The sequence below is a fragment of the Hyphomicrobium sp. CS1GBMeth3 genome, from assembly GCF_900117455.1.
Classification (GTDB): domain Bacteria; phylum Pseudomonadota; class Alphaproteobacteria; order Rhizobiales; family Hyphomicrobiaceae; genus Hyphomicrobium_C.
The window spans coordinates 360,208-385,424 of record NZ_FPHO01000002.1; the positions used below are offsets into that span (position 1 = coordinate 360,208).

20 protein-coding genes are annotated in these 25,217 nt (G+C 64.9%); 5 read left to right on the forward strand and 15 right to left on the reverse strand.

The window, feature by feature from the left end; all coding sequences use genetic code 11:
• The first annotated feature begins 8 nt into the window (after positions 1 to 8).
• Positions 9 to 2,531, forward strand: coding sequence for a circularly permuted type 2 ATP-grasp protein (locus CS1GBM3_RS01800; protein ID WP_072390587.1), 2,523 nt, complete (start codon positions 9 to 11; stop codon positions 2,529 to 2,531).
• A complete protein-coding gene (locus tag CS1GBM3_RS01805; protein ID WP_072390590.1) occupies positions 2,528 to 3,409 on the forward strand; it encodes a transglutaminase family protein in 882 nt (293 codons plus the stop codon). The genes CS1GBM3_RS01800 and CS1GBM3_RS01805 overlap by 4 nt, the downstream gene beginning before the upstream one ends.
• Here CS1GBM3_RS01805 and CS1GBM3_RS01810 read toward each other — a convergent pair.
• Positions 3,406 to 4,905, reverse strand: coding sequence for an ATP-binding protein (locus tag CS1GBM3_RS01810; protein WP_072390593.1), 1,500 nt, complete (start codon positions 4,903 to 4,905; stop codon positions 3,406 to 3,408). The genes CS1GBM3_RS01805 and CS1GBM3_RS01810 overlap by 4 nt on opposite strands.
• 220 nt (positions 4,906 to 5,125) lie before the next feature.
• On the opposite strand from CS1GBM3_RS01810, the gene ald reads away from it, so the two are divergent.
• The gene (gene ald / locus CS1GBM3_RS01815) at positions 5,126 to 6,250 is read left to right on the forward strand and encodes an alanine dehydrogenase (RefSeq protein WP_072390596.1); all 1,125 of its coding nucleotides are present in this window, start codon (positions 5,126 to 5,128) and stop codon (positions 6,248 to 6,250) included.
• Positions 6,251 to 6,303: 53 nt separating this feature from the next.
• Here ald and CS1GBM3_RS01820 read toward each other — a convergent pair whose 3' ends face one another.
• Complete coding sequence (locus tag CS1GBM3_RS01820) at positions 6,304 to 7,119, reverse strand: lytic murein transglycosylase (RefSeq protein WP_072390599.1); 816 nt, start codon at positions 7,117 to 7,119, stop codon at positions 6,304 to 6,306.
• A gap of 298 nt (positions 7,120 to 7,417) precedes the next feature.
• Between CS1GBM3_RS01820 and CS1GBM3_RS01825 the strand changes: the two genes are divergently transcribed.
• A complete protein-coding gene (locus CS1GBM3_RS01825; RefSeq protein ID WP_072390602.1) occupies positions 7,418 to 9,238 on the forward strand; it encodes a methanol/ethanol family PQQ-dependent dehydrogenase in 1,821 nt (606 codons plus the stop codon).
• A gap of 180 nt (positions 9,239 to 9,418) precedes the next feature.
• Here CS1GBM3_RS01825 and CS1GBM3_RS01830 read toward each other — a convergent pair whose 3' ends face one another.
• The 4 genes from CS1GBM3_RS01830 to CS1GBM3_RS01850 all read right to left on the reverse strand — a co-directional run bounded on the left by CS1GBM3_RS01830 (position 9,419) and on the right by CS1GBM3_RS01850 (position 12,317).
• Entirely contained in the window at positions 9,419 to 10,246 is an 828-nt protein-coding gene (locus CS1GBM3_RS01830) for a DUF2182 domain-containing protein (protein WP_072390605.1), read from the reverse strand.
• Positions 10,247 to 10,257: 11 nt separating this feature from the next.
• The gene (locus CS1GBM3_RS01835; RefSeq protein ID WP_072390608.1) at positions 10,258 to 10,899 is read right to left on the reverse strand and encodes a DUF1326 domain-containing protein; all 642 of its coding nucleotides are present in this window, start codon (positions 10,897 to 10,899) and stop codon (positions 10,258 to 10,260) included.
• Between the two features lie 498 nt (positions 10,900 to 11,397).
• Positions 11,398 to 11,820 (reverse strand): CBS domain-containing protein, encoded by a 423-nt coding sequence (locus tag CS1GBM3_RS01845; RefSeq protein WP_072390612.1) that lies wholly within the window; start codon positions 11,818 to 11,820, stop codon positions 11,398 to 11,400.
• A gap of 41 nt (positions 11,821 to 11,861) precedes the next feature.
• Positions 11,862 to 12,317 carry a hypothetical protein gene (locus CS1GBM3_RS01850; RefSeq protein WP_210186193.1) on the reverse strand — a complete coding sequence of 152 codons (456 nt, stop codon included), beginning with the start codon at positions 12,315 to 12,317 and terminating at the stop codon, positions 11,862 to 11,864.
• Positions 12,318 to 12,457: 140 nt separating this feature from the next.
• Between CS1GBM3_RS01850 and CS1GBM3_RS01855 the strand changes: the two genes are divergently transcribed.
• On the forward strand, positions 12,458 to 12,763 hold the full coding sequence (locus tag CS1GBM3_RS01855; protein WP_072390615.1) for a c-type cytochrome: 306 nt from the start codon (positions 12,458 to 12,460) through the stop codon (positions 12,761 to 12,763).
• 15 nt (positions 12,764 to 12,778) lie between these two features.
• Here the strand turns inward: CS1GBM3_RS01855 and CS1GBM3_RS01860 are convergent, their stop codons facing one another.
• The 9 genes from CS1GBM3_RS01860 to CS1GBM3_RS01900 all read right to left on the reverse strand — a co-directional run bounded on the left by CS1GBM3_RS01860 (position 12,779) and on the right by CS1GBM3_RS01900 (position 25,164).
• Entirely contained in the window at positions 12,779 to 14,275 is a 1,497-nt protein-coding gene (locus CS1GBM3_RS01860) for a CoA-acylating methylmalonate-semialdehyde dehydrogenase (RefSeq protein ID WP_072390618.1), read from the reverse strand.
• Positions 14,276 to 14,286: 11 nt separating this feature from the next.
• Entirely contained in the window at positions 14,287 to 15,609 is a 1,323-nt protein-coding gene (locus CS1GBM3_RS01865; RefSeq protein WP_072390621.1) for an omega-aminotransferase AptA, read from the reverse strand.
• A 30-nt stretch (positions 15,610 to 15,639) separates the two neighbouring features.
• On the reverse strand, positions 15,640 to 16,935 hold the full coding sequence (gene gabT, locus CS1GBM3_RS01870; RefSeq protein ID WP_072390625.1) for a 4-aminobutyrate--2-oxoglutarate transaminase: 1,296 nt from the start codon (positions 16,933 to 16,935) through the stop codon (positions 15,640 to 15,642).
• A gap of 37 nt (positions 16,936 to 16,972) precedes the next feature.
• A complete protein-coding gene (locus CS1GBM3_RS01875) occupies positions 16,973 to 18,418 on the reverse strand; it encodes an NAD-dependent succinate-semialdehyde dehydrogenase (RefSeq protein WP_072390628.1) in 1,446 nt (481 codons plus the stop codon).
• A gap of 11 nt (positions 18,419 to 18,429) precedes the next feature.
• A complete protein-coding gene (locus CS1GBM3_RS01880) occupies positions 18,430 to 19,929 on the reverse strand; it encodes an aldehyde dehydrogenase (RefSeq protein WP_072390631.1) in 1,500 nt (499 codons plus the stop codon).
• Between the two features lie 115 nt (positions 19,930 to 20,044).
• Positions 20,045 to 21,397, reverse strand: coding sequence for a glutamine synthetase family protein (locus CS1GBM3_RS01885; protein WP_072390634.1), 1,353 nt, complete (start codon positions 21,395 to 21,397; stop codon positions 20,045 to 20,047).
• Positions 21,394 to 22,149 carry a gamma-glutamyl-gamma-aminobutyrate hydrolase family protein gene (locus CS1GBM3_RS01890; RefSeq protein ID WP_072390637.1) on the reverse strand — a complete coding sequence of 252 codons (756 nt, stop codon included), beginning with the start codon at positions 22,147 to 22,149 and terminating at the stop codon, positions 21,394 to 21,396. Before CS1GBM3_RS01890 ends, CS1GBM3_RS01885 begins: the two co-directional genes overlap by 4 nt.
• Positions 22,146 to 23,537 (reverse strand): aspartate aminotransferase family protein, encoded by a 1,392-nt coding sequence (locus CS1GBM3_RS01895; RefSeq protein ID WP_072390640.1) that lies wholly within the window; start codon positions 23,535 to 23,537, stop codon positions 22,146 to 22,148. Before CS1GBM3_RS01895 ends, CS1GBM3_RS01890 begins: the two co-directional genes overlap by 4 nt.
• A 223-nt stretch (positions 23,538 to 23,760) precedes the next feature.
• Positions 23,761 to 25,164, reverse strand: a complete 1,404-nt coding sequence (locus CS1GBM3_RS01900) for a glutamine synthetase family protein (protein ID WP_072390643.1) — start codon at positions 25,162 to 25,164, stop codon at positions 23,761 to 23,763.
• Positions 25,165 to 25,217 lie beyond the last annotated feature (53 nt).

Genomic DNA, 25,217 nt, shown 5'->3' on the forward strand with positions numbered 1-25,217 from the left:
TGTTCCGCATGGAGGGGGAGGGAACGGGCTTGCGTGTCGTGACGACTGAGGCTGCTGCAGATGATGGTTCGCCCGCGCGCCAGGCGCTGATCGGCGATTACCGTCCGGCGCCCGGTGTCTACGACGAGATGGTCGATGCGCAGGGGCGCGTGCGGGGCCACTGGTCGCCGCTGGTCGATCGACTGGCGGCCGAGCCAGCGGAGGCGCTTGCGCAGCGTTTCGCCGCGGCTGACCGCTACCTCAAGGACTCGGGCGTCTTCTATCGAGTCTACGACGATCCCGCGGCGGGGGAGCGTCCATGGCCGCTGGCGCACGTGCCACTGTTGATCTCGCCCGAGGACTGGGCCGCGATCGAAGCCGGCGCCATCCAGCGGGCCCGCCTCATGGAGGCGATCCTGGCGGACGCTTATAGCGGTGGAGAGAAGCTCGCAGGCTTGGGCTTTCCGGCAGCGCTCATGGCCGGTAGCCCGGACTTCCTGCGCCCGCTCGTTCAGGCGGGGCCGCCGCCGCGCCAGCTGTATCTCTACGCGATTGATCTCGGTCGCAGCCCGACGGGGCAATGGTGGGTGCTGTCGGACCGCACGCAGGCGCCATCCGGCGCGGGCTATGCGCTCGAGAACCGGATCGCGCTGTCGCGGGCGCTGTCGGACGTTCTGGGCGCTTTCGACGTGCACCGCCTGGCCTCCTTCTTCGATGCGCAGCGCGTCGAGCTCGCGAGCCACCGTGAGGTTGGGGATGCCGGCGTGTGTCTCCTGACGCCCGGGCCGTTGAACGAGACATCGTTCGAGCACGCCTACCTCGCGCGCTATCTCGGCTTCCGGCTGGTCGAGGGCATGGACCTTATGGTGCTCGGCGGAGAGGTTTATCTTCGGACCGTCAATGGATTGCACAAGGTGCGCGTGTTGATGCGGCGCATCGATGGCGACTTCGCCGATCCCTTGGAGCTCAATGCGCGCTCGCGGCTCGGCATTCCGGGGCTCGCAAGGGCGGCGCGGCGGCGCAGCGTCACCCTTGCCAATGCGCTCGGCTCGGGGCTTGCGGAATCGCGCGCGCTGCTCGGCTTCCTGCCAGGGCTTGCGCGCAACCTGCTCGGCGAGGAGCTGATGCTGCCGCATCTGCCGACGCTGTGGTGCGGAGAGCCGGCGGTGCGGGACGCGGTGTTGGCGCGGCTCGATGCGTATGTCATCGCGCCGGCGTTCTCGCGCACGAGCAGCGGGATACCGCCGGGCGGCCCGTGGGTCGTCTCGGAGATGGATGATGCGAGCCGCGCGAAGCTGAGCGATGCTATCGCCCGTCGCGGGGTCGACTTCGTGGCGCAGGAGGTGGCGACGCTCTCGACGACGCCCGTGTGGGACAACGGGCAGCTCGAGCCGCATCCGTTCAACGTGCGCGTCTTCGTGGCAGCGACGGCTGATGGATACGTGGTGATGCCTGGCGGGTTCGCGCTCATCGGCAAAAGCCAGGATCTGCGCGCGGTATCCATGCAGCGCGGTGCGCGCTCGGCCGACGTCTGGGTTCTGGCGAATGGGCCGGTGGCGCAAACGACGCTGATCCCCGGCGAAACCCAGATCATCGTGCGGCGCGACCCCGGCGTGCTGCCGAGCCGCGCGGCGGACAATCTGTTCTGGCTCGCGCGCTATACTGAGCGGGCGGAGGCGACGCTGCGGCTCGTGCGGGCGCTGGCCGCGCGCGTTTCCGCAAAGCGCAGCCCGGGTGCTGCGGATCTTGCTGGGATTGGAGAGCTTTTGTTCCGCTGGGGCGCGACGGACGTGCTCTATCCTGCGGGCGAAGCCGAACAGGCGGCTGAGACCGCGCTGAGAAACACGGATCTCCCGGGTGCGGTGCCGTCGCTGATCGCCGCGGCACGTCAGGCGGGGCTTGGAGTGCGGGAACGGTTTCCGCCCGATGCTTGGCGGGCACTCGAGGATCTTCACGCCTTCGTGCACGCGCCGCCCAGCCTGGAAGCCACAGATGTGGCAGTGTTCGATCGCGCGAACCAGGCGCTGCGCACGATCGCTGCCGTCACGGGTTATCAGCTCGAGACCATGAACCGGGTTGTCGGATGGCGGTTCTTGAAGCTCGGTTTCCGCATCGAGCGGGCGCTTGCGACCTGCCGTTTTGTTCGCCAGTTCGCGCGGCGCGATGGTGGCTCGCGCGAGGAGATGGATCTTCTGCTTGAGCTCGACGACTGCCAGCTGACTTACCGGTCGCGCTATCCGTTCGGGGCCGCGTTCGCACCGGTTGTCGATCTCGTGTTGATCGACGAGAGTAACCCGCGGTCGCTCGCGTTCCAGATGGCGCGGCTCAAGGAACATATGCTGGCGTTGCCGCTGCTTCCGCCGTCGGGGAGGTCGTCGCCTGCCGTTGCGGTGGCCGATCGGCTTTATGAGACGGTCGTTGCGTGGGATCCGGCGCTCATTCAGCCGGACGACATCCTCGGCATCGAGAACGGCCTGATGCACCTTTCCGATGAGATCACGTTCTCGTTCTTCCGCGGGCGCGAACGGCTTGTTGCGGGAGAGACGCCATGATCTACGACATCCGGCAAGTCACCTCCTATGCCTACGGCTCTTTCGTGCCGTTCGCGGCGCATGTGCTGAAGCTGCTGCCGCTGCCTCGGCCGGGATTCGACGTTCTCCAGCGCGACATGCGGGTCGATCCTGTGCCGAGCGAACTTGTGGTGACGCGCGACTTCTTCGGGAATGCTGCGACTCACATCACGATCCAGGCGCCGCACAACAGACTGACGGTGGAGAGCCGTTGCACGATCCAGCTTACGCCGCCGTTGCCCCTAGTGCCCGATGATACGCCGGCTTGGGAGGACGTGCGCGCGTGGGCGCAGGGGACGACCTCTCTCTCGGCGCGCTCGCCGGTGCACTACGTTTTCCCGTCGCCGCATGTGCCGATCGATGCGGCGTTCCTCGATTATGCAGAGCCGTTTTTCACGCCCGGTCGGCCGGTCCTGTCGGGCGCGATTGCACTGATGACTCAGATCCGCGCCGACTTCATCTACGATCCGGAGGCAACGGACGTGCGGACGCCGGCGCGCGTCGCGTTCGCGACACGGCGCGGCGTGTGCCAGGACTTCGCGCATATCATGATCGGGTGTCTGCGTTCGCTCGGGTTGCCGGCTGCCTACGTGGGCGGCTATCTGCGCACGCAGCCGCCGCCCGGCATGCCGCGCCTGGAGGGGGCCGACGCGATGCACGCGTGGGTGTCCGTCTGGTGCGGCGAGGAAGCCGGCTGGCAGGAACTCGATCCGACCAACGCGTTGCAGGTCCGCACGGACCACGTGGGGCTGGCGTTTGGGCGCGACTACTCGGATGTGTCGCCCGTCGACGGCGTGATCTTCGATTCCGGGCCGCATTCGCTCGACGTATCGGTCGATGTGCGAGAGCGCGCGGCTTAGACTGATTCGCCTTTCTGCGATCCGGCGTCCGGCTTTGCGTCCTTCGCACGCACGGGCAGCGTGACGAGCAGCGCCGTGCCAGCCGGCGACGTGGGCTCGATGACGAGCGTGCCGGACTGGGCACGCACGCGCTCGCGCATGCCGGAGAGGCCGAAGCCTACGGTGGCGCCATCCGCGATGCCGACGCCGTCGTCGGCAACGCGAAGGCGGATCACGGAGCCGGACGGCGCTTCGTTGGTGGAGATCGTCACGGACACCAGTGAGGGTTTGCCGTGGCGCATGGCGTTGGTCAGTCCTTCCTGGACGCAGCGATAGAGTGTGAGATCGATATCCTCGCCGTAGCTCGTTTCGAGCCCCTGGAAGCTCTGCTCGAAACGCGTATCGGAATGGCGGCGCTTGAACGTCACGATCAGCTCGTCGAGAAGCTCCGACAGGGTGACACGCCCGAGCGCGACGGGACGCAGCCGGTTCAGAAGCGACCGCGTCAGGCTCTTCAAGCGCTCCGAGACGTGCGAGATCTCCTCGACGCAGGACAGGATCGGCTTTGCTTGGCTTTCGGGCAGCGCGCGGGCGTGGCGCTCGATGGAGCCGGCGCCGGCGGTGATGCCGAACAGACAGGGACCGAATTCGTCGTGCAGATCGCGCGAGATCTGGCGGCGCTCGTCCTCCTGCACGGCGACGAGCTGGCGGTAGAGGCGGCTGTTCTCTGCGTGGGCACTGTCGAGCGCTCCGGCGAGCGTGTTGAAGCTGCCGACGATCGTTGCCAGCTCGCGCACCCGTGGCGGCTCGAGGCGCAGACCGTAATGACCGTCCTCGAGCTCGTGCATGCCCTCGGAGAGCGCGACCAGTGGATCGAGGACATAGCCCAGCACGAAATAGAGCCCGACCATCATCAACGCCGTGCCCCCGAGCCAAAGCAGCGCCATCATCTCCAGGAGCTCCCAGGCCTCGGCGATCTCGTCATCGGGTTCGCCCTTGATGACGACGCTGCCGATCTGCTGGTTGCCGACGGTGATGGGGACGGTCTGCACCTCTTTCTTTGGTTTTGCGAGCGCGACGAACCAATCCGGAACCTGTTCGCGATGGTGGTGCGTCGTGGTGGCCCGTGGGTCTTGCGGCTCGGTGAGAGGCTTTCCGTCAGCATCGCGGACGTGGATCGTCACGTGGCGAACCTGCGCCATCTCCTGCGCGAGCCGCCACGAGAAGGGCGCGAGATCGGCTATGCTGTCGATTTCCTGAGCCTGTGCTGCGATGTGGTGGCGCCAGAGTTCGACGTTTGACTGGGTCTCGACCGCAGCGCGGTTGCGGGCGTCCAAGACGGCAAGAATGCCCCCAATAAGGCCGGTCAGCAGCGTCAGAAGCGTGATGGCTATCAGGATCTGCCAGCGGAATGGGCACGCGTACCAACTGCGCGATATCGCGGCCGGAAGGGCGAGGCACGCGCGCTTGAGCCGCGCGAGGGGCGAAGGCGATTGCGGGCTGGGGGCATTAGGCATGCACTGATCCTGGGCGTGGGCAGGCGACATCGCAGCGCCAGGGCGAGGTCTGGCGCCGTCGCCGCAGCTGGTGGATGTCAGGAAGTGTTATAAAGTTACTGTTTGTTGACGTCCTGCCACAAGTAAAATTGCAGGACCTAAAATTGCGGGGTCGACCGCTGGACTTTGCAGGTATGATTTCCGTGCCCATATCAGACGCGCGGCGGCCAGGAGAGATCCCATGCGCATCGGTGTCCCGACAGAGATCAAGCCCGACGAGTATCGTGTTGGACTGGTTCCTGGATCGGTGAGGGAGCTGGCGTCGCGCGGGCATGAGGTGCTCGTACAATCGGGCGCCGGGGCCGGAATCTTCGCCGACGATGCCACTTATGAACGGGCCGGCGCGACCATCCTGCCGACGGCGGAAGCCGTGTTCGAGGCGGCGGAGATGATCGTCAAGGTTAAGGAGCCGCAGCCGGTCGAGTATGCGCTGCTGAAGCCGCACCAGATTCTCTTCACCTATCTGCATCTCGCCCCTGACCCGCAGCAGGCGCGCGGGCTTCTGCGCTCGGGCGCTGCCGCGATCGCCTACGAGACGGTGACGGACCCCGCCGGTGGCTTGCCGCTGCTGGCGCCGATGAGCGAGGTCGCGGGGCGGCTCTCGATCGAAGCCGCGGCCATTGGGTTACGCCGGCCGACGGGCGGGCGTGGCGTGCTGATGGGCGGCGTGCCGGGCGTGCGGCCGGCCAAGGTGGTGGTGCTCGGCGGTGGCGTGGTGGGGACGCACGCGGCGCGCATGGCAGCGGGGCTCGGCGCTGACGTGACGGTGATCGACAAGTCGCTACCGCGGCTGCGGCAGCTCGACGAGCTGTTCCAGGGTCGCGTGGCGACGCAAGCCTCGACGCTGCACGCGGTCGAGGAGGCGGTGCTCGAGGCCGACGTGGTGATCGGTGCGGTGTTGGTGGCGGGAGCGAGCGCGCCGAAGCTCGTTCGCCGCGAGATGCTCGCGTCGATGAAGCGGGGCGCGGTGCTGGTCGACGTGTCGATCGATCAGGGCGGCTGTTTCGAGACCTCGCGGCCGACGACGCACGCCAACCCCACCTTCGAGGTGGAGGGCATCATCCACTACTGCGTCGCGAACATGCCGGGTGCGGTGCCGGTGACGAGCGCGCAGGCGCTCAACAATGCGACGCTGCCATTCGTTCTCAAGCTCGCCGACAAGGGGCTCGCGGCGTTCGATCGCGATCCGCATCTCGCGGCGGGGCTTAACGTGCGCGACGGGCGGATCATGCATTCCGCCGTAGCTGCCTCGCTCGGGTTCGACCGGCTCGGCGACGGCAAAGCACAGCCCGTTGCCGCGGCGTAGGGGCAACGTCTGCAAGACGCGGAACGATCGTTGCCCGGTGATCCTCTGTCAGCTCAATGGCCGGCGAGTTTCGACGCCATGATGGCGATCGTGCGCTGATAGACCTGGGCACGGTTCCAATCGCGGATCACATTGTAATTGTGGGTGCCGGGTCCCCATGGCTGCCCAGGCTGCCAGCCGTGGCCTTTGAGGAAGTTGGCGGTGGAGGCGAGAATGTCGGGCACGCTGCGGATCAGATCCTTGCGCCCGTCGCCGTCGAAATCGACGGCGTAGCGGACATAGGGTGTCGGTAGGAACTGCGTCTGACCGATCTCGCCGGCCCAGCCGCCGCGCATCTCGGCCGGCGACATGTGGCCTTGGTCCACGATGCGCACGGCGTCGATGAGCTGGCCGGTGAAAAAGCCGGAGCGGCGGCAGTCGTAGGCCAGTGTCGCCAGCGAGCGGATGATCGAATACTTGCCGCTGGTGTCGGCTCCGAAGTTCGTTTCCAGACCCCAGATGGAAACCACGATCTCGCGCGGTACGCCGAACTGGCGCTCGACGCGATCGAACGTCGCGCGGTGTGTCTTGAGGCGCGCACGGGCGCGGCTGATCAGCGCCGTGCCGACGCGGCGCGCGTAGAACTGTTCGAATGAAAGTTTGAACGACCGCTGATTGCGATCCAGGCGGATGATGCGCGGGTCATAGGTGACGCCACTCAGCGCAGACGCGATGGCGCGCCGAGATACGCCCTCTGCGGTTGCGCGCTTCTTGAAGCTCTCGAGCCACCGTCCGAACCCGCCCGCGCCTTCGCCGCAGGTTTGCGCGTGCGCGGTGGATGCTGCTCCGAGAAACATCAGGGCAAGCGTGGTGGCCAGCAGACTGCGCATATTTCGGTGCTCCGTCGTCGTTTTATTTTTCAGGAACTTAATCTGCGGTCTGCGCAATTGAAAATCCGTTATCGAACATTGTTGTTTTCTTACAAGCGAATAACATTGGTGCACAAACTGTCCATCTATTTCCGATATAATTTGACTGCTGATGGCATTTGTCATGGGTCAATTTGTCATAAGCCCTACGTGCTATTGCAATGCGACTTCCCATCGGTGCGGAATTAATCTCCTCGCGTTTCCCTTGATATCCCAGAGACATGTGCTGGACATGCCATCGGGTGGGCACGGAGGAATTATGCAACAGAGGACTTTTGCAATTGCTCTTGCTGGAGCAATGGCGTTTTCGCTTCCTGCTTTTGCCAATGACGAGGTCAAGAAGCTTTCGGAAGACCCCAACAACTGGGCGCAGCAGAATGGCGATTATGCCCATACGCGCTTCTCGAAACTCGATCAGATCAATGTATCAAACGTCAAGGACCTGAAGGTCGCCTGGACCTTCTCGACTGGAGTCCTGCGTGGCCACGAGGGCTCGCCGATCGTGATCGGGGATACGATCTACATCCACACGCCGTTCCCGAACACAGTCTACGCGCTCAACCTCGCCGACGAGAACAAAATCATCTGGTCGTATGAGCCGAAGCAGGATCCGTCGGTCATCGGCGTGATGTGCTGCGATACGGTCAATCGCGGCGTTGCCTACGGCGACGGCAAGATCTTCCTCTATCAGGCCGACACGACGCTGGTCGCACTCGATTCGAAGACCGGCAAAGAGGTCTGGAAGGTGACCAATGGCGATCCGAAGCGCGGCGAGACGGGCACGAGCGCTCCGGTTGTCGCGAAGGATAAGGTGATCGTCGGCATCTCCGGCGGCGAGTACGGCGTGCAGGGCCACCTCACGGCCTACAGCCTCAAGGACGGCAGCCGCGTTTGGAAAGCCTACTCGGTCGGCCCGGACGATCAGATCCTGTTCGATCCCGAGAAAACCACGTCGCTCGGCAAGCCGGTCGGCAAGGACAGCTCGGTCAAGACCTGGACCAGCGATCAGTGGAAGATCGGTGGCGGTACCACTTGGGGCTGGTACTCGTTCGACCCCAAGCGCAACCTCATCTACTACGGTACGGGCAACCCCTCGACCTGGAACCCGGCGCAGCGCGCAGGACCCGACGGCAAGCCGATCGACCAGAAGTGGTCGCTCGCGATCATCGCGCGTGATGTCGACACGGGCGTTGCCAAGTGGGCGTATCAGCTGACGCCGTTCGACGAGTGGGACTACGACGCGGTCAACGAGTCGATTCTGGTCGACGACGTCGAGATCAAGGGCAAGACGCATGACGTGCTGGTGCGCCTCGATCGCAACGGCTTCGGCTACACCATCGACCGCGAGACGGGCATTCCGCTGGTCGCCGAAAAGTTCGATCCGGCCGTCAACTGGGCGACGGAGGTTGACCTCGACCCGAAGAGCGCGACGTACGGCCGTCCGAAGGTGGATCCGAAGTACTCGACCTTCCTCAACGGTCCTGACGTCAATACGCGCGGCATCGTTCCGGCTGCGCTCGGCACCAAGGATCAGCAGCCGGCAGCCTACTCGCCGCTGACCAAGCTGTTCTACGTGCCGACCAACCACGTCGCCATGGACTACGAGCCGTTCAAGGTGACATACGCGCCTGGCCAGCCCTACGTGGGCTCGACGGTGTCGATGTTCCCGCCGGAGGGCTCCGATCACCTCGGCAACTTCATTGCCTGGGATCACGTCAACGGCAAGATCGTGTGGTCGAAGAAGGAGCAGTTCTCGGTGTGGTCGGGTGCGCTCGTGACGGCGGGCGGCGTGGTTTTCTACGGCACGCTCGAAGGTTACTTCAAAGCGCTCGATCTCAAGGATGGCTCTGAGCTGTTCCGCTTCAAGACCCCGTCCGGCATCATCGGCAACGCCTTCACCTACACGCACAAGGACAAGCAGTACGTCGGCGTCTACTCGGGCGTCGGCGGCTGGGCCGGCATCGGCCTCGCAGCGGGCCTCGACAATCCGACCGAGGGCCTTGGTGCCGTCGGCGGCTATGCGAGCCTCAAGCAGTACACGACGCTCGGCGGCTCTCTGACCGTGTTCTCGCTCCCCTAGAGGACCGACGATGCCTACTTCGGGCTCGCACGGCCCGAAGCGATCATGGTCCTAGCGCTTCCTCCGAAGTTCTAGGTTTGCGAGCAACTGGGCCGGCATGGAACCACGCACCATGCCGGCCTTTTCGTTAAATTTCCGGCGCGCCGCGGTGTGCTCGGTCCAGGACAGGACCTGACGACGTCATGCGAAATACCGGGGTCCCAGCAGCAGCCAAAGCCCGCCGGCAATCATTGCGACGCCAGATATGCGAGCTATCCACGGTCCGTGCGGCAGGATCTTCTCGGCGAGGACAAGGATTGCGAGCCCCGCGATCCAGACGAGGTTCATGATCCCGCCAGCAAAAAGCAGCGCCATCAATAGCCAGCAGCAGCCGAGGCAGTAGGCGCCGTGCTTCGCGCCCATGCGCAGCGCGCCCAAGGCGCCTGGTCTGAAGTTTGCGGCGAGGAACTGGGCGGGCGCGCGGCAGTGATCGAGACAAACGTGCTTGAGCGGCGTTAGCTGATATGTTCCCGCCGCGAGGAGAAGCACGCCGGAGAGCAGAGAGCTGGTGCTCCACATCAGCATGGTGTGCATCAGCCCGGCGCGCTCAAGCCCCCACTGCAGACCGGTGGCCAATGCGCTGAAGCTCATCCAGGCCAGCAGGTAGCCCAGGGCAAAGGCGAACGTCGGTGTTGTTGCGCCGGCGATCCTGCCGAGCTTGCGCTCGTAGCGGTGGACATGAGCATAGAGCAGAATGGTCGGCGCGGCGCTCGGCGTCATCATCGCAATCATCATGATCCACCACATGAAGAACATGACGACTGCGTATCCGGCAGTCCACTCCGGTGCCATTCCGGTGCTCGCTGGCGGCGGGAAGGTCCATGTCGTCATGGCAAGAACGCTCATGCCGGTGCCGGATCCGCTCAGCACCCACCACCAGGAGAGCGCCGTAAGCAGCGCAAGGCCGACCGCAATGATGAGCCGTTCGCTCTTGAGGACTGCCTCGACGCGGGTCGTCTCCGTTGGCATGCGTCCGCCGCTCACGCCGCGCGGTGCTTGATGACACCGTGATTGTTCAGATGCAGGCGGGCGAACTGGCCATAGGTGTTCTCGAGCGTGAGCTCGATCTTGCCACGGGTCTTACTGGAGCCGCTGCCGATCTCGGCGATCTCGTACTCGAAGCCGTCCGGGATGTCGATTCGCGCGCGGTGCTCGGCGCCGGTGACCGGGTTGCGGATGGGCTCGCCATGGCATTCGATGAGGCCGGGAACGACAAAGCGCCCACGGCGGGCATCGACGTCGACGTCGAACTCGATCGGTGCGAAGACGGGATCGAAGACCTCCGAGACGGTCGCAGCGAAAACGGCAAACACCGTGGCCATCGGATCAGTATCCTGGCCAGAGATGATTCTCAGGATGGCGTCGCGTTGTGCCTCGCTTGCGCGCTCGTCGACGAACGGCTGCGCCTTGCCATTGCCCTCGTGGATCGCGCCCGGCCAGGCAAAAATGCCGCCGAAACGCAAGCCAGTCAGGTTCACGTCCCCAAAACGGCCTTCGGTAATCTCGTTGCAGGCGACGGCCTGGCAGTTGCCGTGCGTGGGCAGGGCATTGAATTGGCAGGGGCAGCCATAGGCGCAGTTGCAGTTCACAAACTCGGTGGTGCGGATTTCCCAAGGTGTCATTATGGTCATCCTCCCTAGTGCGCCGACGGCCGACTGGGGATGCTCGCGTGGCAGCAGCGGCGGTGGCCTTGGCTATTCTAGCGATGCAACGAGCCAGGGCAACGCATGGCGAATGGATGGAAGATGTCATCCATGTCCAAGTCGAAGGAAGTCGACGAGAAATCGCGATTTCAAGTGGGCGCCTCTCGGACGTTTACCGCGTCTCCCCGTTCTCAGCTCTCAGCGTCATGATGCAGGCGACGACATTGCGGATCTCCTCTCGCGACAAGGCGACGGACGGCATGGTCTGGCGCGACGCGCCGCAGCCACTGCCATCGGTCTGCTGCTGGGATCCCAGTCTGGCAGGGCCGGTCACCCCGACCCCGACAAGGGCCACGCGCTGGCAAAGAGCGTGTGCGCGGAGTGTCATCTGATCGGGCACCAAACGCCACCGACTATTCCCGCCGATGTTCCAAGCCTCTGGGCCTCGCTCGATATATGGAACCACGCAAGTTCGGCTCAGCGGATACGTTCCGCCAAGTCTTCTTCCTCGTCCAGGCGATCTATTTCCACGCCCTTGAAATCGGCCCGCGATACGACGCCCCAAATACGGTCGCGATCCACGACGGGAACGTGGCGAAAACCACCGTCGCTCATGGCCCGCAGCGCATCAATGGCCCTGTGCTCCGGTGTGATCGTTACGGGATGCGGGGTCATCGCCTGCTCAAGTGTGACCTTCGCTGCGCCGCCTCCCTGAGCCAGCACTTTAACCGCGTCCCGGCCTGTGAAGATGCCGAGCAAGTGTTCGTGATCGTCCACGACGAGGACGGAGCCGACGTGCCGCTCCCGCATGGCTTTGCACGCGCTCTGGACGTTCTCTCCCGCATGCATGAGGAGCGGGTTCTGATCCTTGAGGATGTAGTGCATCCTGCGATTGATCATGAGCGGATCTCCCTTGGTTCCTTTTGCTTGGTGACGGGACACTATGGGGCCAAGCGGTACGTTGCATGGCAGCTGATGCAGTTTCCGAGGATGTCCCGCAAACTGTTGAGCACCTCGGCGCGTGAGGTTCCGCGCCGTGCCTTCTCGGCGAGCCTGTCGAACTTGTCGTGTGTGTCGAAGCTGATCATGCTGAAGCCGATCGGCACCTTGAGGCCCGTTGCCGGGTCCGCGTCCTGAAGGAGCTTAGCACCCGATCTCGCGGCGATCTCGGGTACGCGGCTGACGTCGTTCTCTGCCATCACAGCGACGATACCTTGAATTGTCTCAAGATACGTCCGCATGCCGGACAGCAGCTCCTCGGCTTGGGCCGGGGAGAGCGCGACAGCCTCCCGCGGATCGCCCTTGGCCTGGGGCGGGCGTTGCGCGGCCGACGGAAGCGGGAGCGCCGATATAGTGAGGGCGCAAATCGCCGCGAGAGAAAACCCTTTTTGAGGCATGAAGGCTCCTGGTGTTGGAAATTGAAAAATAACACCACTCGGGGACAGCTTGGTTTGATCGGGATCAGAGACCTGCTGCCAGCGGACATAGAGCATCAAGTTGCAATACGATCTCGTCGCCGAATTCAGGAGGGCCGTTTTTGCGGATATACTGGCAGGGCATTGCAGCAGCGCTGCTCGTGTGCGCGGGCGAAGCTCGGGCCGCCGAGGACGTCGGAGAGGCCTTGCTCGAGCGGCGTTGTGGCCGGTGCCACGCGGTCACCGCGGATGCATCGAGCCGGGTCAAGACCGCACCCAACCTGTGGGAGACGTTACGGTCGTATCCGCCGGAACGGCTCGTGTTCGAGTTAGCCGAAGGAATAGGCTCGCGACATCTCGGGATGCCGCAGATCCAGTTCACGTCCGATGAGATCTGGGCCGTTCAGGTCTATCTTTCGCGTGAATGACGGGTTCGCCTTGCCTCAGTTGCGACCCGTGAAGTTGAACTCGGCGCCGGCGCGGATGCCTGTCGGCCAACGGGCGGTCACGGTCTTGATGCGCGTATAGAAGCGCACGCCCTCGGGGCCATAGATGGCGTGATCGCCGAACAGCGAGCGCTTCCAGCCGCCGAACGAGTGATAGGCGACCGGAACCGGGATCGGCACGTTGATGCCGACCATGCCGACCTCGATCTTGTCGGCGAAGGCACGGGCGGTGTCGCCGTCGCGGGTGAAGATGGCGGTGCCGTTGCCGTATTCGTGGCTGTTCACGAGGTCGGCCGCTTCGTCATAGCTTTCGGTGCGCACAACGGAGAGGACGGGGCCGAAGATCTCCTGCTTGTAGATGGTCATGTCAGGCGTGACGTGGTCGAACAGCGTGCCGCCGAGGAAGTAGCCGTTCTCGTAGCCCTGCAACACGAGGTTTCGGCCGTCAACCACCAGCTTGGCGCCTTCGGCGACGCCTGTATCGATAAGCCCCGTGATCTTTCGCTTGGCCTCGGCGGTAACCACCGGGCCCATCTCGGACTCGGAATCGGTGGCGGGCGCGACCTTCAGCGCGCGCACGCGCGGGGCTAGCGCCTCCACGAGCTGGTCGGCCGTCCGCTTGCCGACGGGCACGGCGACCGAGATCGCCATGCAGCGTTCGCCGGCTGAGCCGTAGCCGGCGCCCATCAACGCGTCGACGGCCTTGTCCATGTCCGCGTCGGGCATGACGATCATGTGGTTCTTGGCGCCGCCAAGGGCCTGTACGCGTTTTCCGGCAGCGGCGCCGCGCGTGTAGACGTACTCGGCGATCGGCGTCGAGCCGACGAAGCTCACGGCTTTCACGTCGGGATGGTCGAGGAGCGTGTCGACGGCCGTCTTGTCACCGTGCACGACGTTGAGCACGCCGTCCGGGAATCCGGCTTCCTGGAACAGCTCCCAGATCAGCATTGGCGCCGAGGGATCGCGCTCGGACGGCTTCAGGACGAACGTGTTTCCGCAGGCGACCGCGACGGGGAACATCCACATCGGCACCATGGCGGGGAAGTTGAATGGCGTGATGCCAGCCACGACGCCGAGGGGCTGGCGGTCGGACCAACAGTCGATCTCAGGGCCGATGTTGCGGCTGTACTCACCCTTCAAGAGGTGAGGGATGCCGCAGGCGAAATCGACGACCTCGATTCCGCGCTGCAACTCACCCAACGCGTCGGGGTGAGTCTTGCCGTGCTCGGAGGAGATGGCGCGTGCGATCTCGTCGGCGTTCTTGTGCAGAAGCTCCTTGAAACGGAACATCGGCGCGACGCGCTTCATCGGCGGCGTCGATCCCCACGACGTGGCTGCTTTCTTCGCGGCGGCGACGGCGTCGTTGATCTCGTCCACTGTCGAGAGCGGCAGCCTGGCCGTCACCTCGCCGGTGGCGGGATTGTAGACATTGGACGTGCGGTCCGAAGCGGAGGCGATCTTGCGGCCGCCGTAAGCGTTCTCGATGGTGCGCATGGTGTGCCTTGTCAATCGCCGTCCTTGAGGACGGCCGTGAAGGTGTCGAAGAGCTGGTCGATCTGGCTCTCGGTGATGATGAGGGGCGGCGAGAGCGCGATGATGTCGCCCGTCTGGCGCACGAGGAGGCCCTTCTCGAAGCATTTGACGAAGTGATTGTAAGCGCGCTCCGCGGGGGCATCCGGCTTCGGTGCGAACTCGATGGCGCCGATGAGGCCGATGTTGCGCACGTCAATGACGTGTGGCAACTCCCGCAGCGTGTGGACGCGCTCTTCCCAGTACGCCGCGAGCTTGGAGGCGCGGGTGAGCAGGCCCTCCTCATGATAGGTGTCGAGCGTGCCGAGCGCTGCGGCTGCGGCCATCGGGTGGCCGGAGTACGTGTAGCCGTGGAAGAAATCGATGGCGTTCTCGGGGCCGTTCGTGAAAGCCTCGTAGACGTGGCTCTTCAGGAAGACGGCGCCCATGGGGATGGTGCCGTTGGTGACGCCCTTTGCCGTCGTGATGAGGTCGGGCGAGACGTCGAAGTAATCGGCGGCGAACGGCGTGCCGAGGCGGCCGAAGCCGGTGATGACCTCGTCGAAGATCAGCAGGATATCGTGCTTGGCGGCGATGGCCGCGAGCCGCTTCAGGTAGCCTTTCGGCGGGATCAGCACGCCGGTCGAGCAGGCGACAGGCTCGACGATGACTGCGGCGATGGTTGAGGCGTCATGCAGCGCGACGAGGCGTTCGAGGTCGTCAGCCAGCTCGGCGCCGTGCTCGGGCTCGCCCTTTGAGAAGGCGTTCTTCGCGAGATCATGGGTGTGGCGGATGTGATCGACGCCGGCCAGCAGCGTGCCGAACATCTTGCGGTTGGGCGAGATACCGCCCACAGACGTGCCGCCGAAGTTGACGCCATGGTAGCCGCGCTCGCGGCCGATCAGGCGCACCTTCGATGCGTTGCCCCTGGCACGATGGTAGGCGATGGCGATCTTGAGCGCGGTCTCGACCGACTCCGATCCGGAGTTGGTGAAGAACACGTGGTCGAAACCCTTGGGCGCGATGTTGACGAGGCGAGACGCCGCCTCGAACGCCTTCGGGTGCCCCATCTGGAAGGTGCCGGCGAAGTCCAGCTCGGCGGCCTGCTTCTGGATGGCCTCGACGATCCTCGGGCGACAGTGGCCCGCATTCACGCACCAGAGCCCCGAGGTTCCATCCAGCACCTTGCGGCCGTCTTGCGTGAAGTAGTGCACGTCCTTCGCCGAGGCGAGAAGCCGCGGCGCCTTCTTGAACTGCCGGTTCGCGGAGAACGGCATGAAGAAGGCTTCCAGGTCGTTGGTCTTGAGCTGAACGGTCATGGCGAGATGCTCTTTCGAAACGGCGATTGGTTACTGGAGACGGCCGACGGCCTCGGTCAGGCTGGCTTCGAAGATGTCCATGCCTTCCTTGACGATCTCGTCGCTGGCGGTCAAAGGCGGCAGGAAGCGGATGACGTTGCCGTAGGTGCCGCACGAGAGAAGAATCAGGCCGCGCGCGTTCGCGGCTTTCAAGACCTCGCCGGTGAGCTCCGGCGATGGCTCGCCGTTGGTTCTGTCCTTCACGAATTCCGCGGCGCACATGGCGCCAAGGCCGCGCACGTCGCCGATGCAATTCAAGTTCGAGCGCGCGGCCAGCTCGCGGCAGCGGCCGAGGATGATCTCGCCGATTGTATTGGCGCGCGCGGTGAGGTTCTCGTCCTCGATAATGTCGAGCACGGTGTGGGCGGCGGCGCAGGCGATGGGGTTCCCGGCGTAGGTGCCGCCGAGGCCGCCTGGGCCTGAGGCGTCCATGATGTCGGCGCGTCCGACGATAGCCGAAAGCGGGAAGCCTCCGGCCAGGCCCTTGGCGAGCGTCACGACGTCGGCCTTGACGCCGGAATGCTCGAGCGCGAACAGCTTTCCGGTGCGGGCGAAGCCAGTCTGGATCTCGTCGGCGATCAGCACGATGCCGTGCTCGTCGCAGAGTGCGCGTAGCGCGATCAAGAACTCGGTCGGCGCGATGTTGAAGCCGCCTTCGCCCTGCACCGGCTCGATGATGATGCCCGCTATGGTCGATGGATCGGCCTGATACTTGAAGAGTGCCTTCAGCGCCTTCAGGCTCTCGGCGGTCGAGGTGCCGTGGTAGAGGTTCGGGAAGGCGACGTTGTAAATATCGGCCGGAAACGGCCCGAAGCCCTTCTTATACGGCACCGCCTTGCCGGTCAGCGCCATGCCCATGTGCGTGCGGCCGTGGAAGCCGCCGGAGAACGAGATGATGCCGGGGCGGCCCGTGAAGCAGCGCGCGACCTTGACGGCGTTCTCCACCGCTTCGGCGCCGGTTGAGGCGAGCATGGTCTTCGCCGGGCCGGCGACAGGCGCGAGCCCATTCAGGCGCTCGGCGAGCGCGACGTAATTCTCGTGCGGCGTCACCTGGAAGCAGACGTGGCTGAAGTCCTCGAGCTGCTTTTTAACTGCCTCGACGATGCGCGGGTGCTGGTGTCCCGTGTTGACGACTGCGATGCCGGCGGCGAAATCAACGTAGCGCTTGCCTTCCTCATCCCAGATCTCGGCGTTCTTGGCGCGCTTGGCATAGATCTGCGTCGCGTGGCCGATGCCGCGCGGGACGGCGGCCGTGCGGCGGGCTTGGAGCTCGGCGTTGGTGGTCATCGGTTCGACTTTCGTTGCGCGAGAGCGTTGGCAGGTTTCAGATTCCGCCGAGGCAGATGAACTTGGTTTCGAGGTACTCGTCGAGCCCTTCGGCGGCGCCTTCGCGGCCGAGGCCGCTCTCCTTCACGCCACCGAACGGAACGGTTTCATTCGAGAAGATGCCCTCGTTGACGCCGACCATGCCTGCCTCCAGCGCTTCCGCCACGCGCCAGGCGCGGCCGATGTCGCGACTGAAGAGGTAGGCGGCGAGGCCGAACGGCGTGTCGTTGGCGAGCTTGATCGCTTCGGCTTCCGTCTCGAAGCGGATCAGTGCTGCGACGGGGCCGAAGATCTCCTCGTGCACGATGGTCATGTCGGGCGTCACGTTGGTGAGAACGGACGGCTGGTAGAAGAGGGGGCCTGCATCGGCGGGTGCGCCCCCGGTCACGACCTTAGCACCCTTGCCGATGGCGTCACCGACGAGGCTTTCGACCTTTTTGATCGCGTCGGCGTTGATCAGCGGGCCAACGGTAACGCCTAGCGCCGTGCCGGGGCCTACCTTGAGCTTCTCTACTTCGGCCGCGAGGGCCTCGGCAAAGCGATCATAAATACCAGCCTGCACGAAGATGCGGTTGGCGCAAACGCACGTTTGCCCGGCGTTGCGATACTTCGAGGCCATAGCGCCGGCCACGGCCTGGGCGAGGTCCGCGTCGTCGAACACGAGCAACGGTGCGTTGCCGCCAAGTTCGAGCGTCAGCTTCTTCACCGTGTCGGCGCACTGGCGATAGAGGATCTTGCCGACCTCTGTCGAACCCGTGAACGACAGCTTGCGCACGCGAGGGTCCTCGCACAGCACCTTGCCGACGGGGGCCGCATCGTTGGTGGTCACGACGTTGAACACGCCCGGAGGGATGCCCGCGTCGAGCGCGAGCTTTGCCAGCGCGAGGGCGCAGAGCGGCGTGTCCTCGGCCGGCTTGATGACGACCGTGCAACCGGCTGCGAGGGCGGGTGCCGCCTTGCGCGTGATCATGGCGATCGGGAAGTTCCACGGCGCGATGGCAGCCACGACGCCGACCGGCTGCTTGATAGTCAGATAGCGTTTGCCGGCAGTCGTGGTGGGGATCGTGCGCCCGTAGGCGCGCTTTCCTTCCTCGGCGAACCACTCGATGAAGGACGCGCCATAGGCGACCTCGCCGCGCGATTCCGTGAGCGGTTTGCCCTGCTCGGCGGTCATGAGCTGGGCCAGTTGCTCGGCTTCGGTGGTGATGAGGTCGAACCACCGCTTCATGATCTGCGAGCGCTCTTTCGCGGTCTTGGCCGACCACGCGGGGAGCGCGGCTTCGGCGGCGTCGATAGCGCGTTTGGTTTCAGCGGCGCCGAGGTTCGGCACGCGTGTGATCTCGGCGCCGGTCGCGGGGTCGAAGACCGGGAAGGTGTCCTTGCTTGTTACCCAGTCGCCGCCGATCAGTGCGGCGTTGGGATAGCGGGGAGGCGAAACATTCATGGCTCTCTCCGTCAGGGAAGCGTGATGGAGACCGACTTCAGGTCGGCATACTTGTGAAGGGCGTGCAGTGAGCGGTCGCGGCCAAAGCCAGACTGCTTGAAGCCGCCGAACGGCATCGTGATATCGCAGCTGTCCCAGCCGTTGACCCAGACGAGCCCGGCCTTGATCTCGCGTGCGGCACGATGGGCGAGGCTGACGTCGCGCGTCCAGAGGCCGGCGGCCAGCCCGAAGGGCGTATCGTTGGCGATGCGCAACGCGTCGGCGGTGTCGGTGAAGCGCGTCACGGCGAGGACGGGTCCGAAGACCTCCTCGCGCGACAGCGTCGCTTGCGGCCCGACGTCGTCGAACACGGTCGGCTCGACGTAATAGCCGCCCGATTCCATGCGAGTGCGATTTCCGCCGAGGCGCAGCACGCCGCCTTCCTTCTTGGCGGTCTCGATGTAGCGCAGCGCGGTCTGCATCTGCTCGGCCGAGACCATGGCGCCGAATACCGTCGCGGGCTCGAGCGGATCGCCGGCTGCGATCGGCTCGGCGACGCGCAGCAGCTTGTCGAGGAAGGCGTCGGCGATGCTCTCGTGCACGAGAAGCCGGGAGGCCGCCGTGCAGACCTCACCCTGATTGTAGAAGATGCCCCAAGCTGCGTGCTCGGCGGCTTTGTCGAGATCCGGGCAGTCGGCAAAGATGATGTGCGGGGACTTGCCGCCGAGCTCCAGGCTGACGCGCTTCAGGTTGCTCTCGCCCGAATACTTCATGAGCATCCGGCCGACGGCGCCCGAGCCCGTGAAGGCAATCATGTCGACGTCGTTGTGCAAGGCCAGCGCCTTTCCGGCGTCGCCGCCAAGGCCCGGTACCACGTTGAGAACGCCGGGCGGCAGGCCGGCCTCGAGCGCAAGCTCGCCGAGCCGCAGCGCGGTCAACGGGCTTTGTTCCGCGGGCTTCAGCACGACGGAATTGCCCATGGCCAGCGCGGGCGCCACCTTCCACATCGCCATGTGCAGCGGGAAGTTCCACGGCACGATGGCTCCGATGACGCCGAGCGGCTCGTGCACGACGAACGAGAAGCGATCCTGCGTTTCGGGTGCGACCTCACCATAGATCTTGTCGAGCGCCTCGGCGTAGTAGCGCAGGGTGCGAATGGCCTGCGGGACGTCGCCCGATAGCGCGTTCGAGATCGGCTTGCCGACGTCGAGGCTTTCGAGCACGGCGAGGTTCTCGGTCTCGCGCTCCATGAGATCGGCGAGCTTGAAAAGGAGGCGCTTCTTGTCGCGATAGGAGAGCTTGCGCCAGCGGCCATCGTCAAACGCGGCGCGGGCAGAGGCAACGGCGATGTCGATATCGGCGGCGGCGCAGGCCGCGACCTGATTCAGCACCCGGCCGTCGCGCGGCGAGACGTTGTCGAACGTGACGCCGCTCACCGCGGCGAGCGTCTCGCCGTCGATCACGGCTTTGCCGGGAAGAGCGATGCTTCCGGCGACTTTTTCAAAGTGTGCAAGGGTGTGTTGCGTTGTCATTGCATACCTCGTGTGGCGTGGATTTTCACACCCTCGCTTTTATTTTGATCGTGCTTCTGTTCGGAAAACCGGATCCACTTTTCCGGAAGCACTCTGTCGAGGTCATGTCTGGGCCTCATGCAACGTGCGCGTACCAAAGATGGTCCAGCGCGGTGACGATGCGCTCGAAGTTCACGCGCTCCGTCTGCTTCAGGCGCGTGAACACATCATGGAAGCCGGCGCCGAATGCCTCCCGGGCGACCGCCGAACGCTCGAAAACTTCAAGCGCGTTCACCCACGCCGTCGGCAGCGTCTCCGGCGCGTCGATCTCCTCGGCGTCGCCCTGGGCGTGCGGGCCGGGATCGGCCTTGGCCTCGATGCCGTGGGCTATGCCGGCGAGGATCGCTGCTATCACGAGATAGGGATTGGCGTCGGCTCCGGCAACGCGGTGCTCGATGCGCGTTGCCGGGCCGTTTCCGGGCGGAATGCGCAGAGCCACGGTCCGGTTGTTGTAGCCCCAGTGCGGCGCGGCCGCGACGTAGGACTTGGGAACGTAGCGGCGGTAGGAGTTTGCGTACTGTGCCCAGATGGCCATGAAATCCGACATGGTCGCGCACAGGCCGCCGATGGCGTGGCGGAATAGCGGCGAGATGGGCTTGCCGGCGAAGGCGTTGGCGCCCGCTTTGTCGAGCATGCTCAGGTGAATGTGCATGCCGGAGCCGCACCAGTCATGATGCGGCTTGGCCATGAAGGTGGCGTTCAGCTTGTGCTCGCGCGCGGCAGCTTTGACGGCGCGCTTCAAGAGCAGGCCGTCGAGCGCCGCCCGCACGGCGTCGTCGCGGTGCTTGAGGTTGATCTCGAACTGCGCAGGGCCGCTCTCCTGGATCACGGCGTCGACGGGCAGGCCCTGGGCGGCGGCGATGCGATAGATGTCGTCGATGAACGGCGCCAGCGCATCGAGGTCGGCGAACTCATAAGTGCCGGCTGCATCCGGGTCGGTGGTCAGGCCGGCCGGTGGCTCCAACGTGAAGGCGCCGTGCGGGCCGGGTAGCGTGACATAGAACTCAAGCTCGACGGCTGCGACAGGTGTGAGGCCCTGCCTCTTCATGCGGGCGACCTGATTGGCGAGGATGGCGCGCGCGTCCATCTCGCCGTCGGTCTCGAGGTTCATGACGGCTTGCGCATGCGTCGCGCCGTTGACGGGGACAGGTGTCAGGGTGCCGGACAGGATGTGCGCCGGAACGTCAGGGTCACCCGTTTCCCAGAGACGGCCGGTCTCGCCGATGGAGTTTCCGCGGGGGTCGATGATGAAGGCCGAGGCCGGCATCATGAGCCCGCTCTTGGCGAGGCTCAGGAGGTCGTCGCGGCGGTAGCGCTTGCCTCGCGCGATGCCGTTGAGATCGAACGTGAATACGTCGATCCATCTGACCGTCGGGTTGTCGGCCAGGAACTCCTTGGTCTCGTCGACTGTGATCGGTGTGTTGGTCATGCTGCGAGACCGTTGGAGCTCAGATTCCGAACCGCGTCGCCGAAACGACGGAAGATCTCGACTGAGGCTTTGTTGTTTTTCGCTTGCCATTCCGGGTGCCATTGCACGCCGAGCAGAAATGGATGTTCGGAGGGCCCGCGCACCGCTTCGATAAGACCGTCCTTGGCGTGCGCCTCCGCCGCGAGCGAAGGCGCAAGGCGCTGGATGCCCTGCCAGTGCAGCGAGTTGACGATGATCTCGTCCTGACCGACCCAATTCCTGAGTGTCCCGGAGAGCTTCACCGGATGTGCAGGGCCGAACCGCTCGTCGATCGGGATGTCCGAGCGCTCGCGATGGTCGTTGCGTCCCTCGACGGCGTGCACCGCCTGATCCAGCGTGCCGCCGAGCGCCACGTTCAGCTCCTGGAAGCCGCGACAGATCGCGAACAGCGGCAGCTTGCGGTGCAGCGCCTCGCGCACGAGCGGCAGCGTGAGGCTGTCGCGCTCGTGGTCGATGGCCGTCTCGTTGAGCGGCGGCTCATCGAGCCCGTAATGGCTCGGATGCACGTTCGAGATGGCGCCGGACAGCAGAATGCCGTCGGCGATGTCGAGCAGCGCGCCCATGTCGAGCATGCTGGGGCCGAGCGGCGCCAGCAACGGCTGACACTCCGCCACCTCGGCCACGGCCGCCGAGTACTTGCGTCCCACGGCGTCGAAGGTCATGCCTTCGATCACCTTAGTGTCGCACGGAATGATGACGACCGGCCGGCTCATGCTGCGATCTCTCCGGCGACGTCGGCGAGCGTCTGGTCGAGCGCCTTCTTGATGACGCGCTCGGCTTCCGCGAACTGCTCGTCGCTCCAGATCAATGGCGGGGCGCAGACCATGGTGTCGAAGACGGCGCGCATGATGAAGCCTTCGTGGAAGAAATGATCGCGGCAGATGAGACCGACGCGGCCAGGGTTGTCGAAGCGGCGGTGCGTGCGCTTATCCGCCACGAGTTCGATGGCGCCCATCATGCCGACCGAGCGGACCTCGCCGACGAGGGGATGATCCTTGAACTTGGCAAGCAGGCGGGCGAGGGCGGGGCCGCTGTACTCGGCGACGCGCGGCACCAGCTTCTCGCGCTCCATGATCTCGATGTTCTTCAGCGCCACGGCGCAGGCGACGGGGTGACCCGAGAACGTGTAGCCGTGGTTGAAGTCGTCGTTATGAGCCATCAGCGCCTCGACGATCGTGTCGTCGATCAGCACGCCTGAGAGCGGCAGGTAGCCCGAGGTTACGGCCTTCGCGAAAGTGACCAGGTTCGGCCTGATGCCATAGTATTCGGAGCCGAACCATGTGCCGAGACGGCCGAAACCGGTGATGACCTCATCGGCGAGGAACAGGATGCCGTACTTGTCGATGATGCGCTGCACCTCTGGCCAATAGGAATCGGGCGCGATCTTGACGCCGCCGGCGCCTTGAACGGGCTCGCCGGCGAAGGCTGCCACGTTCTCGGGGCCAACGGCCAGGATCTCGTCCTCCAGCGCCTTGGCGGCGCGCAGTCCGAACTCCTCCAGGCTCTCGCCGTCCTTGCCTTCGCCGTACCAATAGGGGTCCATGACGTGACGGAAGCCCTCATAGACGGGATAACTGTGTTGGTGCACGTGGGACATGCCGCCCATGGAGCCCGCGGCGATCGTCGACCCGTGGTAGGCGTTCTTGCGCGAGATGATGATGCGCCGGTTGGGCTCGCCCTTGAGCGTCCAGTAGTGACGAATGAGGCGGATGGCGGTGTCGTTCGATTCCGAGCCGGAGGAGCCGTAGAACACCTGGTTGATATGCGGCGGCGCGAGCTCGGCGAGCTTTTGCGACAGCTCAACGACCGGCGGGTGCGTGGTCTTGAAGAAGGTATTGTAGAACGGCAGCTCCAGCATCTGGTCGCGCGCGGCATCGGCCAGCTCGGCGCGGCCGTAACCGATGTTCGTCGTCCAAAGCCCGGCCATGCCGTCAAGGATGCGGTGGCCCTCGCTATCCCAGATGTAGGAGCCGTCGGCCTTGACGATCACGCGCGCGCCAGCCGGACGCAGCGTGTTGTGCTGGGTGAAGGGATGCAAGTGATGCCGGGCATCGAGATCGCGCCACTCGGCGGTGCTGTTCTTCACTCTTTTATTCGACATGGAAGATCCTCCAGTGCGAGCGGGGGCTCGGAACGGTTCTTGCCTCGCGCGGGGCTGCCGCGACGCGAGACGCATTAGCCGCGCTTGCGCGCAGGCTCAGACCGGGTTCGGCGGCGTAAATCCAATGCGCGCGCAAAGCTCCAGGAGCTCCGTCTTGCGCGTCTTCGTGGGCTGGCCGATCGGTGTCACGTTTCGTCTTCCTGTTGGCACGTAAGCAGGGCGTTCAGACGCTGAGCAAGAGATGCTCGCGCTCCCAGGGGCTGATGACGCGCATGAACTCCTCGAACTCGCTGCGCTTCAGCGACAGATAGACGTGGCAGAAGCGCTTGCCGAGAATCTCGTGCAGCTCGGGCGAATCCTCGAAGGCCGTCAGCGCTTCGAGAAGTCCGCGTGGCAGCTGGTGATCGTTGCGGTAGGCATTACCGATCACCGCTTCGCGCGGCTCGAGCCCCATCTTGATGCCAAGGTAGCCGCAGGCGAGGCTCGCGGCGATGGCGAGATACGGGTTGGCGTCCGAACCGGCGAGACGGTTCTCGATGCGGCGTGCGGAAGCGGACGAGAACGGCACGCGCAGGCCGGCCGAGCGATTATCGTGGCCCCACTCGACGTTAATCGGCGCCGCGCCGCCGGGAACGAGGCGGCGGTAGGAGTTGACGTAGGGCGCGAGGAGGCAGGTCGCGGGCGGAAGGAAGTGCTGCTGGCCGGCCAGGAACTGATAGAACAGCTTGCTCGCTCCACCGGTCTCGTCGGTGAAGATGTTGCGCCCGGTTTTCGCGTCGACGACGCTCTGGTGAATGTGCATGGCGCTGCCCGGCTCGTTGGCGAGGGGCTTGGCCATGAACGTCGCGTAGCAGTTGTGCGTGAACGCCGCCTCGCGGATGGTGCGCTTGAACAGGAATACCTGATCGGCGAGGTCGACGGGGTCGCCGTGCAAGAGGTTGATCTCGAGCTGCGCGGCGCCGCCTTCCTGGATAATAGTGTCGATCTTCAGGTACTGGCGCTCGGCGTACTCGTAGATGTCGTCGACGATCTTGTCGTACTCGTCGACGGCGCCGAGGCTGTAAGCCTGACGCCCGGCGCCAGCGCGGCCCGAGCGGCCCGTCGGCGGCTCAAGCGGATAATCCGGATCGGGGTTGGTCTTGGTCAGGTAGAACTCGAGCTCCGGGGCGACGACCGGGGTCCAGCCCTCCTTTTCGTAGAGGGCGAGCACGCGCTTCAACACCGAGCGCGGCGCGATCTCGACCGGCGCACCGTTCTGCCAGGTGGCGTCATGGATGACCTGGGCCGTCGGACTCGACGCCCAAGGTGCGGGACGGATGGTGCTGAGATCCGGCACCATAAGGAGATCGCTTTCGGCGTAAAGCGCTTGGCCGTCCTCCTCGAAGCCGACGTAGTCGCCGGTGATCGTCTGGTGGAAGATCGAGATCGGAAGGTGCACCGGATCGAGCTTGGCGAACTTCTCTGCCGGCATGGTTTTGCCGCGCGCAACGCCGGCAATATCCGGGACCGCGCAGTCTACCTCCTCGATGCGGTGGTGCTGCAGCCAGGCGCGCAGCTTCTCCGGCTCCGTTCCGTCGCCGAATGTTTCCCCCGTCAGACTGGCCATCGTTCCCGTGTCGGCTGACATTATCCACCTTGATCGAATAGGCTGAGGTCTCGTGCGGCTGGCCCTGTGACGAG